Source organism: Streptomyces sp. PA03-1a (assembly GCF_033792805.1).
GTDB lineage: Bacteria > Actinomycetota > Actinomycetes > Streptomycetales > Streptomycetaceae > Actinacidiphila.
Map to the genome: position 1 here is coordinate 15,917 of NZ_JARAVO010000103.1, position 15,278 is coordinate 31,194.

At 70.6% G+C, this 15,278-nt stretch carries 14 protein-coding genes; 10 read left to right on the top strand and 4 right to left on the bottom strand.

The annotated features are described in order from the left end of the window. Positions 1-3: 3 nt before the first annotated feature. Together PV341_RS23180 and PV341_RS23185 are read right to left on the bottom strand one after the other, a co-directional pair. Positions 4-1,200: an alpha/beta hydrolase gene (locus PV341_RS23180; RefSeq protein ID WP_500322089.1), complete on the bottom strand. Its 1,197-nt coding sequence runs from the start codon at positions 1,198-1,200 to the stop codon at positions 4-6. Between the two features lie 53 nt (positions 1,201-1,253). Next, positions 1,254-1,937: a TetR/AcrR family transcriptional regulator gene (locus PV341_RS23185; RefSeq protein ID WP_500322090.1), complete on the bottom strand. Its 684-nt coding sequence runs from the start codon at positions 1,935-1,937 to the stop codon at positions 1,254-1,256. A 107-nt stretch (positions 1,938-2,044) separates the two neighbouring features. Here PV341_RS23185 and PV341_RS23190 point away from each other — a divergent pair, with 107 nt between their 5' ends. Beyond that, complete coding sequence (locus tag PV341_RS23190; protein WP_500358894.1) at positions 2,045-3,646, top strand: MFS transporter; 1,602 nt, start codon at positions 2,045-2,047, stop codon at positions 3,644-3,646. 103 nt (positions 3,647-3,749) lie between these two features. Beyond that, the gene (locus PV341_RS23195; protein WP_500322092.1) at positions 3,750-4,121 is read left to right on the top strand and encodes a peptidase inhibitor family I36 protein; all 372 of its coding nucleotides are present in this window, start codon (positions 3,750-3,752) and stop codon (positions 4,119-4,121) included. An 84-nt stretch (positions 4,122-4,205) separates the two neighbouring features. On the opposite strand, the gene aceE is transcribed toward PV341_RS23195, so the two are convergent. After that, a complete protein-coding gene (gene aceE, locus PV341_RS23200) occupies positions 4,206-6,938 on the bottom strand; it encodes a pyruvate dehydrogenase (acetyl-transferring), homodimeric type (protein ID WP_500322094.1) in 2,733 nt (910 codons plus the stop codon). A gap of 406 nt (positions 6,939-7,344) precedes the next feature. Here aceE and PV341_RS23205 point away from each other — a divergent pair, with 406 nt between their 5' ends. The 6 genes from PV341_RS23205 (at position 7,345) to PV341_RS23230 (ending at position 11,643) form a co-directional block, all read left to right on the top strand. Beyond that, on the top strand, positions 7,345-7,785 hold the full coding sequence (locus PV341_RS23205; protein ID WP_026250565.1) for a DUF3052 domain-containing protein: 441 nt from the start codon (positions 7,345-7,347) through the stop codon (positions 7,783-7,785). A gap of 139 nt (positions 7,786-7,924) precedes the next feature. Next, positions 7,925-8,383, top strand: coding sequence for a peroxiredoxin (locus PV341_RS23210; protein ID WP_500322096.1), 459 nt, complete (start codon positions 7,925-7,927; stop codon positions 8,381-8,383). A 73-nt stretch (positions 8,384-8,456) separates the two neighbouring features. Beyond that, positions 8,457-9,032, top strand: coding sequence for a TerD family protein (locus PV341_RS23215; RefSeq protein ID WP_326576404.1), 576 nt, complete (start codon positions 8,457-8,459; stop codon positions 9,030-9,032). A gap of 62 nt (positions 9,033-9,094) precedes the next feature. Further along, on the top strand, positions 9,095-9,670 hold the full coding sequence (locus PV341_RS23220) for a TerD family protein (RefSeq protein ID WP_500322098.1): 576 nt from the start codon (positions 9,095-9,097) through the stop codon (positions 9,668-9,670). A gap of 16 nt (positions 9,671-9,686) precedes the next feature. Next, positions 9,687-10,829 (top strand): DUF475 domain-containing protein, encoded by a 1,143-nt coding sequence (locus PV341_RS23225; RefSeq protein ID WP_500322100.1) that lies wholly within the window; start codon positions 9,687-9,689, stop codon positions 10,827-10,829. A gap of 82 nt (positions 10,830-10,911) precedes the next feature. Then, positions 10,912-11,643, top strand: a complete 732-nt coding sequence (locus PV341_RS23230; protein ID WP_500322102.1) for a TerD family protein — start codon at positions 10,912-10,914, stop codon at positions 11,641-11,643. A 25-nt stretch (positions 11,644-11,668) separates the two neighbouring features. On the opposite strand, the gene PV341_RS23235 is transcribed toward PV341_RS23230, so the two are convergent. Beyond that, entirely contained in the window at positions 11,669-12,589 is a 921-nt protein-coding gene (locus PV341_RS23235; protein WP_500358895.1) for a TerD family protein, read from the bottom strand. 228 nt (positions 12,590-12,817) lie between these two features. On the opposite strand from PV341_RS23235, the gene PV341_RS23240 reads away from it, so the two are divergent. Beyond that, the gene (locus PV341_RS23240) at positions 12,818-13,984 is read left to right on the top strand and encodes an HpcH/HpaI aldolase/citrate lyase family protein (RefSeq protein ID WP_499511682.1); all 1,167 of its coding nucleotides are present in this window, start codon (positions 12,818-12,820) and stop codon (positions 13,982-13,984) included. Positions 13,985-14,013: 29 nt separating this feature from the next. After that, a partial coding sequence (locus PV341_RS23245; protein WP_500358896.1) for a phosphoribosyltransferase family protein occupies positions 14,014-15,278 on the top strand: 1,265 nt, incomplete at its 3' end.

Below are 15,278 nucleotides of genomic sequence, written 5' to 3' on the forward strand. Positions count from 1 at the left end.
GGACTAGGCCACGTCCGCCGTGCACCGGCTGCCGTCGGCGCACCGGACGTCCGGGTAGCGGCCGAGGGCGATGCTGGTGAAGTTGGCGAGGCTGTCGGTGCCGGAGCGGAAGTAGCCCGCGTGTCCCTCGGCGTCCTCGGAGGTCACCACGCGGGCGCCGAAGGACCGGGAGACGGGGTCGGCACCGTGGCCGAGCCCGGCGAACTCCATGTGCGGCACGTCGCCGATCCAGTCGGTGCTGTCGCGGGTGGCCCACACCCGGGCGGCCGTGCCGAGGTCGGCCGCCTTGTCCACCCGCATGCCGGGGCTGCCGAAGACGGTGATGTCGGAGACCCGGCCGGACGGCAGGTCGGGGGCGGCGACACCGCACAGCACCGAGCCGTAGGAGTGGCAGAACAGCGAGACGCTGCCGCGCGCCGGCAGCGCCCGTACCAGCGCGGCCAGCCGGACGGCGCCCTGCTCCGCCAGTTCCCCGGTGGAGGCGTCCAGGCCGACGCCCTGCGGGGTGGTGTAGTCGGCCCAGGCGACGACGGCCGTGCGCGTGTGCGGGGCGGCGGCGTGCTCGGCCGCGTACAGCGAGTGGGCCATGCCGACGGGGGCGCGCGTCGGATCGTCCTCGCGTTCGAAGGAGAGCACGTCGGTGTCGACCCCGGGCACGACGAGCGACACCCGTTCGGCGGTGCCGAGGTCGCCGAAGACCTCGGCGGCCCGGCCGCGGCCGGTGGGGTCGAAGGCGAGGATCTGCCGGCCGCCGTCGAGCAGGGAGGCGTACCGCTCGGCGCGCTGCGCGGCGTCCTGGCGGCCCTCGGCGGTCAGCAGGGAGCTGTGCGAGCGGGCGGTCTCCTGGGCGCGGGCCGTGCCGAGCGAGCGCCGGTTGGCCTGGTAACGCAGGGCGATCGGGGCGCCGTTGAGGTTGCCGACGACGAGCGGGTAGCGGACGGCGAGCCGCTTGGCCCCGTCCGGCCCGACCGAGGCGAAGAAGCGCGCGATGACGCCGGGGGCCGCCTGGGGGTCGGGGAGCGGACGCCCGCCCACCGAGCCGTGCCGCCACGCGGCCGTGGCCACCGCCAGCGCGTCCCCGCCGCCCTTGTGGTGGCGCAGCGCGGTCCAGCCGGTGGTCGCCAGCATGACGAAGACCACGGCCAGGGCCAGGAGGGCGCGCAGGGAGGGGGAGCTGAAGCGCTCGTCGACGAGGTTCACTGGGGGACACCCTAGGAGACGCCGGAGATCCCCTGCGCACCCCGTGACCCAAGTCACGTTTGAAACAAGGAGATTCCGGACACACCCTGGTGTTCGGCCCACGGCTGTGCCAGGACCGGGACCAGCAGGTCAAGGTGTTCCTCGGTGATCCGGCGGATGGACTCCACGCTGGTCTCGTCACCGTCGCCCCACAGCCGCTGGGCCACCCGGATGACCCCGCCGACGGCCGCCACCAGGACCCGCGGTCGCGGGTCCGCAGGGTCCAGGCCCTCGCGGGCGGCGATGACCGAGGCGAGCCGTTCCTCGACGAGCGCCGAGTGGCGCATCTGGGCGGACAGCAGCGGCGGCGTGGACTCGATCACCCGGTACATCGCCATGTACGTGGACAGCGGCACGACGGCGGCGATGACGGCGCTGATGCTGTGCCAGGAATCGTCCAGCGCCGCGCGCAGCGCCACGAAGGGCGGTTCGCCGGCCGGCCGCTCGGCCACCGCGGTGACGAAGGCCTCCTCGACGCTGTCCTCCAGCGCCAGCGCGACCTCCTCCTTGCCGGCGAAGTAGCGGAAGAAGGTGCGCTGCGAGACCTCCACCTCGGCGGCGATCTCGTCGACGGTCGTGCGCTCGTACCCCTTGAGGACGAACAGTTCGATCGCGGCCCGTATGAGCGCGTCGCGCGTCCGCTGCTTCTTGCGCTCGCGCAGTCCGCACACGGGCGTCGCGCGCATCGCGTGCTTCATCTGCCGTCCACCTCCAGGGGGCACCACGATACTTGCGTGCCCTCCTGACAGTTACCGACGGATGACTGCTTTGGTCAAATGTCAGGGGCTGACATAATCTCTTGCCCATGACCCAAGCCTCCGTCGTCACCGACAAGGGCCCGGACTCGATACCGGCGCCTTCCAAGAAGCCCCTGCGCGGCCACCCCTGGCTGACCCTGTTCTCGGTCGCCATCGGCGTCATGGTGGTGGCCCTGGACGGCACGATCGTCGCCGTCGCCAACCCGGCCATCCAGGCCGACCTCGGTGCCTCCCGCGAGCAGATCCAGTGGATCACCACCGGCTACATGCTGGCCCTGGCGGTCTCGCTGATCACCGCGGGCAAGCTCGGCGACCGGTTCGGGCACCGGCAGACCTTCCTCGTCGGCCTCGCGGGCTTCGCCGTCACCTCCGGCCTGATCGGCGTGTCCAGCGGCGTCGGCATGGTGATCGCGCTCCGCGTCCTGCAGGGCGTGTTCGGCGCGCTGCTCCAGCCCGCCGCACTGGGCCTGCTGCGCGCCACCTTCCCGGCCGAGAAGCTCAACATGGCCATCGGCATCTGGGGCATGGTCATCGGTGCCTCCACCGCCGCCGGGCCGATCGCGGGCGGTCTGCTGGTCGAGCACGTCAGCTGGGAGTCGGTCTTCTTCATCAACGTGCCCGTGGGTCTGGTCGCGCTGGTCCTGGGCCTGGTCATCCTGAAGGACGTACGGGCCGAGAACGCGCCGCGGTCCTTCGACATCCCCGGCATCGTGGCGCTCTCCGGTGCGATGTTCGGCCTGGTGTGGGGCCTGATCAAGGCTCCGGAGTGGGGCTGGGGCGACCCGCTCACCCTGGGCTTCCTGGTCGGCTCGGTGCTGCTGTTCGTCCTGTTCGCGTTCTGGGAGACCAAGGCCTCCGAGCCGCTGATCCCGCTGCGGATGTTCCGCTCGGTGCCGCTGTCCGCGGGTACTGCGCTGATGGTGCTGATGGCCTTCGCCTTCCTGGGCGGCCTGTTCTTCGTCACCTTCTACCTGCAGAACGTGCACGGGATGTCGGCGGTGGAGTGCGGTGTCCACCTGCTGCCGCTCACCGCGATGATGATCGTCAGTTCGCCGGTCGCCGGCGCACTGATCACCAAGTTCGGCCCGCGGGTGCCGCTGGTCGGCGGCATGGTGTGCACGGCGGTCGCGATGTTCGGGATGACCGGCCTGGAGGCGGACTCCGGCACCCTGGTCATGTCCGTGTGGTTCGGGCTGCTGGGCCTCGGCCTGGCCCCGGTGATGGTCGGCGCCACCGACGTCATCGTCGGCAACGCGCCGCTGGAGCTGTCCGGCGTGGCCGGCGGCCTCCAGGGCTCCGCGATGCAGGTCGGCGGCAGTCTGGGCACCGCCGTCCTCGGTACGGTCATGGCGTCCCGTGTGGACGGCCTGCTGCCCCAGAAGTGGGCCGCGGCCGGACTGCCCCCGCTCAAGGGCGAGCAGGCCGCGCAGGCCGCCGACGCGGTCGTGGTCGGTGTGCCGCCGGTCGCCAAGGACACCCCGGCCGAGATCGTCGCGGTGATCACGAAGATCACCAACGAGACCTTCCTCTCGGGGATGGGGCTGGCCTTCACCGTCGCCGGCATCGTGGCGGCCTTCGCGGCGGGCATCGCCTTCCTGACCAAGCGCGGCGTCAACGCGGACGCCGCCGGCGGCGGGGTGCACATCTGACGCCGGACGATTCCCTATCCGGGTGAACGAGGCCCGGGGCCCTTGGCGGCCCCGGGCCTCGCCGTTCACCGTGGAGCTCCGACCACCACGGGGAGTGATCCACATGCGCAGCGCAGCCCTGACCCTTGTCCTGACCACGGCCGTCGTGGCCGCCGCGGCCCTGGCCGCCCCGGCCCCGCACGCGACGGCCGCCCCCGCGGGTGGCTGCGACCCCGGGGAGCTGTGCCTGTGGAGCAGACCGGACTACCGCGGGGCGCGCCTGGTCCACGAGCTCGCCGACACCGACGTCAACTCCTGCGTGCCGCTGCCGCCCGGGACGTCCGCGAAGTCGTTCGTCAACCGGACCCGCAAGCTCGTGACGACCTACCAGAGCGCCGAGTGCTCCACCGAGGGCGACTTCGTGACGTTCCCGTCCGGCACCTGGGTCCCGGAGTCCCGGCACACGGTCCGCGCCTTCCAGATCGTCGACCAGTGACACGAGCCCGCGGGGAGCCGGGAAAGGCCAGGGGCCCCCGTCGCGCGACCGCGCGACGGGGGCCCCTGGCCTTTGACGACGGCGTTACGCGTCGCCGCCCGCGGCGCCGGGGTCGGCGGCGGCGACGTCGAGCAGCTGGTAGCGGTCGATCGCCTGCTTCAGCACGGAGCGGTCGATCTTCCCCTCCTTGACGAGCTCGGTGAGCACGCCGAGGACCACCGACTGGGCGTCGATGTGGAAGAACCGGCGCGCCGCGCCACGGGTGTCGGCGAAGCCGAAGCCGTCGGCACCGAGGGACTGCCAGGTGCCCGGCACCCAGCGGGAGATCTGGTCCGGGACGGCCCGCATCCAGTCCGAGACGGCCACGAACGGGCCCTCGGAGCCGCTGAGCTTCTGCGTCACGTACGGGACGCGCTGCTCCTCCTCGGGGTGGAGCAGGTTGTGCTCCTCGGCCTCGACGGCGTCGCGCCGCAGCTCGTTCCACGAGGTCGCGGACCACACGTCGGCCCGGACGTTCCACTCCTCGGCGAGGATCTTCTGGGCCTCCAGCGCCCACGGCACGGCCACGCCGGACGCCAGGATCTGCGCCGGGATCGCCCCGGCCTCGGCGGTCCGGTACCTGTACAGGCCCTTGAGGATGCCCTCGGTGTCCACGCCCTCCGGCTCGGCCGGCTGGACGATCGGCTCGTTGTAGACGGTGAGGTAGTAGAAGACGTCCTCGTTGGCCTCGCCGTACATGCGGCGCAGACCGTCCCTGACGATGTGCGCGATCTCGAAGCCGAACGCCGGGTCGTACGCGACGACGGCCGGGTTGGTCGAGGCCAGCAGGTGCGAGTGGCCGTCGGCGTGCTGCAGGCCCTCACCGGTGAGGGTGGTGCGGCCCGCCGTGGCACCGAGCACGAAGCCGCGCGCCAGCTGGTCGGCCATCTGCCAGAACTGGTCGCCGGTGCGCTGGAAGCCGAACATCGAGTAGAAGACGTAGACCGGGATCAGCGGCTCGCCGTGCGTGGCGTAGGAGGAGCCGGCGGCGATCAGCGAGGCGGTGCAGCCCGCCTCGGAGATGCCGTCGTGCAGCATCTGACCAGTCGGGGACTCCTTGTACGCCAGCAGCAGCTCGCGGTCGACGGACTCGTACGTCTGGCCCAGCGGGTTGTAGATCTTGGCCGACGGGAAGAGCGAGTCCATGCCGAAGGTGCGGTACTCGTCGGGGGCGATCGGCACGAAGCGCTTGCCGATCTCCTTGTCCCGCATGAGGTCCTTCAGCAGCCGGACGAAGGCCATCGTGGTGGCGATCGTCTGCTGGCCGGAGCCCTTGCGGGTGCCCGCGTAGGCCTTGTCGTCCGGCAGTGCCAGCGGCTTGGCGCGCACGACGCGGGTCGGGACGTAGCCGCCCAGGCCCTTGCGCCGGTCGTGCATGTACTGGATCTCCTCCGAGTTCCGGCCCGGGTGGTAGTACGGCGGGGCGCCGGACTCCAGCTCCTTGTCGGAGATCGGCAGGTGCAGCCGGTCGCGGAAGCGCTTGAGGTCGTCGACCGTCAGCTTCTTCATCTGGTGGGTCGCGTTGCGGCCCTCGAAGTTCGGGCCGAGTGTCCAGCCCTTGACGGTCTGGGCCAGGATCACGGTCGGCTGGCCCTTGTGCTCGCGGGCCGCCTTGTACGCCGCGTAGATCTTGCGGTGGTCGTGGCCGCCGCGGCCCAGGTGCAGGACCTGGTCGTCGGTGAGGCCCTCGACCATCTTGCGCAGCCGGTGGTCGTCACCGAAGAAGTGGTCGCGGATGTACGAGCCGGTCTCGGTGGCGTAGGTCTGGAACTGGCCGTCGGGCGTGGTGTTGAGCTTGTTCACCAGCACGCCGTCGCGGTCCTGCGCGAGCAGCGGGTCCCAGGTGCGGTCCCAGATCAGCTTGATGACGTTCCAGCCGGCGCCGCGGAACTGCGACTCCAGCTCCTGGATGATCTTGCCGTTGCCGCGCACCGGGCCGTCGAGCCGCTGCAGGTTGCAGTTGACGACGAAGGTCAGGTTGTCCAGGCCCTCACGGGCGGCCAGGGACAGCTGGCCGAGCGACTCCGGCTCGTCCATCTCGCCGTCGCCGAGGAAGGCCCACACGTGCGACTGCTCGGTGTCGGCGATGCCGCGCGCCTGCAGGTAACGGTTCATCCGGGCCTGGTAGATCGCCCCCAGCGGGCCGAGGCCCATGGAGACGGTCGGGAACTCCCAGAAGTCCGGCATGAGCCGCGGGTGCGGGTAGCTCGACAGGCCGTACGGCGCCTTGGACTTCTCCTGGCGGAACGCGTCGAGCTGGGTCTCGGAGAGCCGGTCCAGCAGGAAGGCACGGGCGTACACGCCGGGGGAGGCGTGGCCCTGGAAGAAGATCTGGTCCCCTCCCTTGCCGTCGTCCTTGCCCCGGAAGAAGTGGTTGAAGCCCACGTCGTACAGAGAGGCGGAGGAAGCGAAGGTGGCGATGTGCCCGCCGACGCCGATACCCGGACGCTGCGCCCGGGACACCATGACCGCCGCGTTCCAGCGGGTCGCGTTCAGGATGCGCCGCTCGATGTCCTCGTTGCCGGGGAAGAACGGTTCGTCCTTGGTCGCGATGGTGTTCACGTAATCCGTGCTGCGCATCTCGGGCACGGCAACCCGCCGCTCGCGGGCTCGCTCGATCAGGCGGAGCATGAGGTAGCGGGCGCGCTCGCGTCCGCGCTCGTCGATGGCGGCGTCAAGCGAGTCGAGCCATTCCGCCGTCTCCTCGGGATCGAAATCCGGGACCTGGCTGGGAAGGCCGCCAATGATGATCGGGTTGCGATCTGATCCGGAAGCCACGCTATTCCTTCGCTTCTAGGGTCTTGCTCTGCTGGGTCGCGCCGCCTCCATCGTGTACCGCGCGTTCGGGATACGTCATCTCTACTGAGTGGTAACCACCACTAAGTGAGACAGACCCCTCTTCCAGACCCTCTTGAGGCTCTCGCATGGCTGTCCGGTGGCCGTACGACCAAACCGCAACTCTACGCCCACTCGGACGTACGACCGACCGCAACCCCGATTCGGGAGAAATGCTGGCATAGTGGAGTGAGCCACGTCACCCCTCACGGTTCGGGTTGCGGTGACACGTCAACGTTTGGGCGGGATGGGCGGCTGGGTACTTGCGCGATCCGCCGCGCCCGTGTGGACTACCGCCCATAACCCCGCACAGGAGCGGGAAGACAACCCCCATGACAGGAGGCAGAGCGTGAGCGCGACCGCGGGCCACGCGGAGGAGCAAACCAACCCGGCGAGCCGGCTTGGTTTTGAGCCCGGACAGGTGGTCCAGGAGCTCGGCTACGACGATGACGTCGATCACGAGCTCCGTGAGGGTATTGAGGGGATCACGGGCGAAGAGCTCGCGGACGAGGAGTACGACGACGTCGCCGACGGCGTCATCCTCTGGTTCCGTGATGATGACGGCGATCTGACCGACGCCCTGGTCGACGCCACGTCCGCCATCGATGAGGGCGCCCAGATCTGGCTCATGACCCCGAAGACCGGCCGTGACGGGCACGTCGAGCCGAGTGACATCGGAGAGGCCGCGCAGACCGCCGGCCTGGCTCAGACCAGCAGTGTCAACGTCTCCAAGGACTGGACCGCCAGTCGACTGGTGACCCCCAAGACGGCGAAGGCCGGCAAGCGCTGAGGCGTTCCTGACCGGCACCGCGCCCCCGTGACCGAGCGTCGCGGGGGCGCCTCGCATTGCCCCGGCGCGGCGGTGCGAGACTGGCCGCGGGGCCCCGCGCCGCGGGTCCCGTCACCGTCACCGGAGAGGTGTGTCCACCATGGCGCTCGCCGTAGGCGAAAAGGCCCCCGACTTCGAGCTGCGGGACCAGCACGGCCGGACCGTGCGGCTGTCCGACTTCCAGGGCTCCAGGAACGTCGTCCTGCTCTTCTTCCCCTTCGCCTTCACCGGGGTCTGCACGGGCGAGCTGTGCGCGCTCCGCGACGAGCTGCCGGCCTTCCAGAACGACGAGGTCCAGTTGCTCGCGGTCTCCAACGACTCGATGCACACCCAGCGCGTCTTCGCCGAGCAGGAGGGCCTGGAGTACCCGCTGCTGTCCGACTTCTGGCCGCACGGCGAGGTCTCCCGGGCTTACGGCGTCTTCGCCGAGGACAAGGGCTGCGCGGTGCGCGGCACCTTCGTCATCGACAAGGAGGGCGTGGTCCGTTGGACCGTCGTCAACGGCCTGCCGGACGCCCGCGACCTGAACGAGTACGTCAAGGCGCTCGAAGCCCTGTAGTCCTGGGGAACCGGGTACTAACCTCAGGGCGTTGATCCTGATACGAGCAGCACGCGATGACATGGGAGGACCCGTGGGAGTCAGCCTCAGCAAGGGTGGCAACGTATCGCTGACGAAGGAGGCCCCCAACCTCACGGCCGTCATCGTCGGCCTCGGATGGGACGCCCGCACCACCACGGGCTCGGACTTCGACCTCGACGCCAGCGCCCTGCTCACGGGCACCGAGGGCAAGGTCCTCTCCGACGAGCACTTCGTCTTCTTCAACAACCTCAGGAGCCCCGACGGCTCCGTGGAGCACACCGGTGACAACATCACCGGTGAGGGCGAGGGGGACGACGAGCAGATCAAGGTGAACCTGGCCGGCGTGCCGGCCGAGGTCGCCAAGATCGTCTTCCCGGTGTCGATCTACGACGCCGAGACCCGTCAGCAGTCCTTCGGCCAGGTGCGCAACGCGTTCATCCGCGTCGTCAACCAGGCCGACGACAGGGAACTGGCCCGCTACGACCTCACCGAGGACGCCTCGACCGAGACGGCGATGGTCTTCGGAGAGCTGTACCGGCACGGTGCGGAATGGAAGTTCCGGGCCATCGGCCAGGGTTACGCGTCCGGCCTGCGCGGCATCGCGCAGGACTTCGGCGTCAACGTCTGATTCGCCGGGGCCTCGCGGTCCGCGTCCGGCGGACCGCGAGCCCCGCGGGGGAGGAGAACAGCATGGGCGTGACGCTCGCCAAGGGGGGCAACGTCTCCCTCACCAAGGCCGCACCCAATCTGACCAACGTGCTGATCGGGCTCGGCTGGGACGCGCGCTCCACCACAGGGGCGCCCTTCGACCTGGACGCCAGCGCGCTGCTGTGCGCCTCGGGCCGGGTGCTCGGCGACGAGTACTTCGTCTTCTACAACAACCTCAAGAGCCCGGAGGGCTCGGTCGAGCACACCGGCGACAACCTGACCGGTGACGGCGACGGCGACGACGAGGTCCTGCTGGTGGACCTGTCGGCCGTGCCCGAGCGGGTCGACAAGATCGTCTTCCCGGTCTCCATCTACGACGCCGACGCCCGCGGCCAGACGTTCGGCCAGGTCAGCAACGCCTTCATCCGGGTGGTCAACCAGACCGACCAGAGCGAACTGGCACGCTACGACCTCTCCGAGGACGCCTCCAGCGAGACGGCGATGATCTTCGGAGAGCTGTACCGGTACGGCGGCGAATGGAAGTTCCGAGCCGTTGGCCAGGGGTATGCATCAGGCCTCCGGGGCATCGCCCTAGACTTTGGGGTCAACGTTTCGTAAAGGGATTGGATATCCAGTGCTCCTCCGAACTTTCGGCTGGTCGTTCGGTGTCACCGCCGCCGGCCTCGCCCTCGCCGGTTTCCTGTGGGGTGCGGAGGGGCTTGCCCTCGTCGCCATCCTGTCGGTGCTGGAGATCTCGCTCTCCTTCGACAACGCGGTGATCAACGCCGGCATCCTGCGGAAGATGAATGCCTTCTGGCAGAAGATCTTCCTCACCATCGGCATTCTGATCGCCGTCTTCGGTATGCGCCTCGTCTTCCCGATCATCATCGTGTCGATCACGGCGAAGATCGGGCCCATCGAGGCCATCGACCTGGCGATCAACAACAAGGAACAGTACGAGCACCTCGTCACGTCGGCGCACCCGGCGATCGCCGCGTTCGGCGGGATGTTCCTGTTGATGATCTTCCTCGACTTCATCTTCGAGGAGCGTGAGCACACGTGGCTCGCCTGGCTGGAGAAGCCGCTCTCCAAGCTCGGCAAGCTCGACACGCTCTCCGTGGTCGTCGCCCTGGTCGCCCTGCTGATCACCGCCACCACGCTCGCCACGGACGTCTCGCACGGCGGCGGCGACAAGTCCTCCACGGTGCTGCTCGCCGGGATCGGCGGCCTCATCACGTACCTCGTCGTCGGCGGCATCTCGAGCTACTTCGAGGACAAGCTGGAGGACGAGGCCGACGAGGCCGACGAGGAGCTCGAGGAGCGGAGCTCGGGCGGCAAGCCGGCCGGCAGCGGCGCCTCGGCCGTGGGCCTGGCGGGCAAGGCGGCGTTCTTCCTCTTCCTCTACCTGGAGGTCATCGACGCGTCGTTCTCCTTCGACGGCGTCATCGGCGCGTTCGCGATCTCCAACGACATCTTCATCATCGCCCTCGGCCTCGGCATCGGTGCGATGTACATCCGGTCGCTCACCGTGTTCCTGGTCCGCAAGGGCACCCTGGACGACTACGTCTACCTGGAGCACGGCGCGCACTACGCGATCGGCGCGCTGGCGGTCATCCTCCTGGTCACCATCAAGTTCGAGATCAACGAGGTCATCACCGGCCTCATCGGCGTCGTCCTGATCGGCGCCTCCTACTGGTCGTCGGTGGTGCGAAACCGCCGTCTCGGGGAAAGCTCCGAGCAGCGGGACGACAAAGCGGAGGTGACGAGCGGGGTCTGACCCCCGTCTCGTCACGACATTCGGGTCACGCCGCCCCCCGCCGACCGGCGGGGGGCGGCCTGCGTGCAGGGGACGGACGGACATGTGGAACTTCCTGCGGCCGAGCGGCGGCTTCAACGCGCAGTTCGACATGGCGAACGCGCACACCATCGAGCTCACCAGGCGGCACCAGGTCGTCTCGCTGTCCAAGCAGGGCGCGGCCGTCGGCAACCTGCGCATCAACCTGTCCTGGCAGATGCGCACCTCCGACACCGGCGGCTGGAACCAGCGCAGCGGTTCGTGGCTGAGCCGCCAGATGCACCTGTTCAAGCCGGAGCCCGTGCAGGCGGCCGGCCCCGCCATGGTCAACGTCGACCTCGACCTGGCGTGCATGTACGAGCTGGCCGACGGCACCAAGGGCGTCGTCCAGCCGCTCGGCAACTTCCTGGGCGACCTCGACGCCCCGCCGTACATCCAGATGACCGGCGACGACCGCTTCGGCGGCTCCTCCGGCGAGACGCTCTACATCAACCTCGACAAGCACGACGAGTTCAAGCGCATGCTCGTCTTCGTCTACATCTACGACGGCACGCCCGCCTTCGACCGCACCCACGCCAAGGTGGAGATCTTCCCCAGCTCGGGCCCGCGGATCGAGATCCTGCTCGACGAGCGCGAACCGCAGGCCCGCTCGTGCGCCGTGGTGCTCATCGAGAACAAGAAGGGCGACCTGACCGTGCGCCGCGAGGTGAAGTACGTCTACGGCTTCCAGGCCGAGCTCGACCGGCTGTACGGCTGGGGCCTGCAGTGGGGCCGCGGCTACAAGACCAAGGTCTGACCGCGCGGCCCCCTACCGGGCGCGCTCAGCGGCGTTCCTGGAACTGCGGGCCCATCGGCGGCAGCCGGAACCCCTGCATCGGCTGCGGATAGCCGTACGCGGGAGCGGGAGCGGGAGCGGCCGCGGTCGGCGCGGGCTGCTGCGGCGGGTAGCCGTAGGCCGGGGCGGCCACCGTCGGCTGGGGCTCCTGCGGGTAGCCGTACGCCGGGGCGGCCACCGTCGGCTGCGGCTCCTGCGGGTAGCCGTAGGCGGGCGGCGCGGTGGGCTGCGGCGGCACCGGCGCGGGGGCCTGCAGGGTGTACGCCTCGGGCGGCTCGGTGGTCAGGACGGTCGGCGGCACGGGCTGCGGCACCGAGGCCGCCTCGCCCTCCGGCCGCGGCGGCGGTGCCTCGTCGAGGTCGCCCTCCTCGACGGTGATGCCGAACTCGGTGGCGAGCGCCTCCAGCCCCGAGGCGTAGCCCTGCCCCAGCGCGCGGAACTTCCAGCCGCCCGCCCTGCGGTACAGCTCGCCGCAGATCAGCGCCGACTCGTCGCCGGTGTCCGGGACGACGTCGAAGACCGCCAGCGGCTCGGCGTCGGAACCGGCGGCCGTGTCGTAGAGCAGCACCGTCAGGTCGGAGACGAGGGCGAAGGGGCCGCCGTCCGCGGAGGCCGCGACGACCACCCGGTCCACGCCCGCCTCGAGTGCGGCCAGGTCCACCTCGATGGCGTCCGTCAGCCCGGCCGGCTCGCTGCGCTTGGGCAGGTGCCGGGCGGCGCCGCCCGGGTGCCGGGGCTGGTTGTAGAAGATGAAGTCCTCGTCCGAGCGCACCTGGCCGTCCGCACCCAGCAGCAGCGCCGAGGCGTCGACGTCCGGCACACCCGCCCCCGGGCTCCAGCGGAGCACCGCCCGCACCCCCGAGGCCGTCACCGGGATGTTGGAGCCCTTCACCATCGCCTGCGTCATGCGCGTAATCCTGCCCTCCCGGGGGCCGCGCCCACAACGCGGGGCGCACGGCGGGTGCGCCGGCGGGGAAAGATGGGGACAGGGCGACACGTACCGGACCCGAGGGGGTTACCTGATTTTCACGTACGCCGGGAACGTCCGCAGGGGGCTCGCACGTACGATAATCGGCCACGGCGTCGGGGGACGCTTCCCACCTCTCTCCAACCACCACCTGCCACGGGGGAAAGCATGCGCCACTTCGGGCACCTCGCGCCGGACGTACGGAACGAGCTCTTCCACCGGGAGCCCGCCGAGTTCACCGCGGCCTCGTCGGCCGGCACGCTCGCCGTCGCCCTCGGCGCCACCCTCTACTGCCCGGCCACCCGGTCGAGGCTCGCCGACGACGTGCTCAAGCAGGCCGCGCGCGGCGTGGTGTCGATGGTGCTGTGCCTGGAGGACTCCATCGACGACCGGGAGGTCGAGGCCGCGGAGGAGAACCTGGTCCGCCAGTTCGGCGATCTCGCCCACCGGATCCCCGACGGCGACCCCCCGCTGCTCTTCATACGGGTCCGCACCCCCGGCCAGATCACCGACCTCGTGCGCCGGCTCGGCGACGACGTGTCCCTGCTCTCCGGATTCGTGCTCCCCAAGTTCACCGAGGAGTCCGGGGTCCCCTTCCTGGAGGCCCTCGCCGCCGCCGAGGCGGACTGCGGGCGGCGGCTGTACGCGATGCCGGTCCTGGAGTCCCCGCAGCTGCTCCACCTGGAGACCCGCACCGAGACGCTGTACGGCATCTCCCGGACCGTCGACAAGTACCGCGACCGCGTGCTCGCGCTGCGGCTCGGCGTCACCGACTTCTGCTCCGCCTACGGGTTGCGCCGCTCGCCCGACATGACCGCCTACGACGTCCGCATCGTCGCCTCGATCATCGCCGACGTGGTCAACGTCCTCGGGCGCGCCGACGGCACCGGCTTCACCATCACCGGACCGGTCTGGGAGTACTTCAAGCACTCCGAGCGCATGTTCAAGCCGCTGCTGCGGCAGAGCCCCTTCGTCCCCGAGGCCGTCGACCTGCGCGAGGCCCTCATCCAGCGGGACATGGACGGGCTGCTGCGCGAGATCGAACTGGACCGGACGAACGGCCTGCAGGGCAAGACCTGCATCCACCCCTCGCACGTCCAGCCCGTGCACGCGCTCAGCGTCGTCTCCCACGAGGAGTGGAGCGACGCCGTCGACATACTGCACGAGGACCGCAGCGGCGGGGGCGTGCTGCGCTCGGCCTACACCAACAAGATGAACGAGGTGAAGCCGCACCGCGCCTGGGCCGAGCGCACCGTGCGGCGCGCCGAGGTCTTCGGCGTGGCGCGTGAGGAGATCGGCTTCGTCGAGCTGCTCTCCGCGTGCGTGCCGTCGTGACCGGCAACGAGAGGGAGAGTGCCGAAGGCATGGCAGTGGAGCACGTCTGGTCCGGGCAGTGGGTCGCCGACCGGCTCGGGGTCACCCTGCGGGGGGACGGCCTGAGCGGTCTGCTCGGCCTCGCCCTGCGCCGCAACCCCAAGCGGGCGCACCTGCTCGTCTCCAACGTGCTGGGCAAGCACGTGCCGCAGCGCCCGCACGTCGTCTACGACGCCGGGTACGGCCTCGGGGTGCGCGTGCGGGAGCTGCTGGGCGAGGACGAGGCGGCCCGGGCCGTGGTGCTCGGCTACGCCGAGACCGCGACGGGCCTCGGGCACGCCGTGGCCGACGGCGTCTGCACCGCCCCGTACCTGCACTCCACGCGGCGCCCGGTCGCCGGGACCGAGCCGGTCGGCGGCTTCGAGGAGGAGCACAGCCACGCGACCTCGCACCTGCTGCTGCCCGAGGACGCCGGCCTGCTGGCCGGGGACGGGCCGCTGGTGCTGGTTGACGACGAGTTCTCGACCGGCCGGACGGTGCTCAACACGGTACGGGCGCTGCACACGCGGTATCCGCGCCGCCGGTACGTGGTGGTTGCCCTGGTCGACATGCGGTCGGAGGCCGACCGCGAGCTGCTCGCCGGGTTCGCCGCGGACCTGGGCGCGACCGTCGACGTCGTGGCCCTGGCCTCGGGAACGGTCGTCCTCCCGGACGGGGTGCTGGAGCGCGGCCGGGCACTGGTCGCCGCCCACGGCACCGCGGCGCCGGCCACCGGCCCGGCCGGGGGAGCGGCACCCCACCGGGTGCACCTCGACTGGCCCGCCGGGCTCCCCGACGGCGGGCGGCACGGCTTCACACCGGCGCACCGTGCGCGGCTGGAGGCGGCGCTGCCCGCGATGGCGGCACGCCTGGCGGAGGCCCTGCGCTTCTCAGGCGACGGCACGGCACCGCGCGTCCTCGTGCTCGGCAACGAGGAGCTCATGTACGCCCCGCTGCGGCTGGCCCAGGGACTGCAGGACACCCTGCCCGCCGCGGAGGTGCGGTTCTCCACGACGACGCGTTCCCCGGTCCTGGCCGTGGACGACCCGGGGTACGCGATACGCACCCGGATCACCTTCCCCGACCACGACGACCCGGCGGACGGCCCCGGCGAGCGCTACGCGTACAACGTGGCGGGCGCGGGCTTCGACGCGATCGTCGCCGTCGTGGACAGCGCGGGCGACACGCCCGCCCTGCACGCCCCCGGAGGGCTGCTCGCGCAGCTCGCCGGACACACCGAAAGGCTCCTGCTGGCCGTGGTCCCCTCGTACGATCC

What these genes read in the sequence shown, in the direction of transcription:
- PV341_RS23185 (WP_500322090.1), bottom strand. Translation starts at nt 1,937, where the DNA reads ATGAAGCACGCGATGCGCGCGACGCCCGTGTGCGGACTGCGCGAGCGC.
- PV341_RS23190 (WP_500358894.1), top strand. Translation starts at nt 2,045, where the DNA reads ATGACCCAAGCCTCCGTCGTCACCGACAAGGGCCCGGACTCGATACCG.
- PV341_RS23195 (WP_500322092.1), top strand. Translation starts at nt 3,750, where the DNA reads ATGCGCAGCGCAGCCCTGACCCTTGTCCTGACCACGGCCGTCGTGGCC.
- PV341_RS23210 (WP_500322096.1), top strand. Translation starts at nt 7,925, where the DNA reads ATGGCGCTCGCCGTAGGCGAAAAGGCCCCCGACTTCGAGCTGCGGGAC.
- PV341_RS23220 (WP_500322098.1), top strand. Translation starts at nt 9,095, where the DNA reads ATGGGCGTGACGCTCGCCAAGGGGGGCAACGTCTCCCTCACCAAGGCC.
- PV341_RS23230 (WP_500322102.1), top strand. Translation starts at nt 10,912, where the DNA reads ATGTGGAACTTCCTGCGGCCGAGCGGCGGCTTCAACGCGCAGTTCGAC.
- PV341_RS23235 (WP_500358895.1), bottom strand. Translation starts at nt 12,589, where the DNA reads ATGACGCAGGCGATGGTGAAGGGCTCCAACATCCCGGTGACGGCCTCG.
- PV341_RS23240 (WP_499511682.1), top strand. Translation starts at nt 12,818, where the DNA reads ATGCGCCACTTCGGGCACCTCGCGCCGGACGTACGGAACGAGCTCTTC.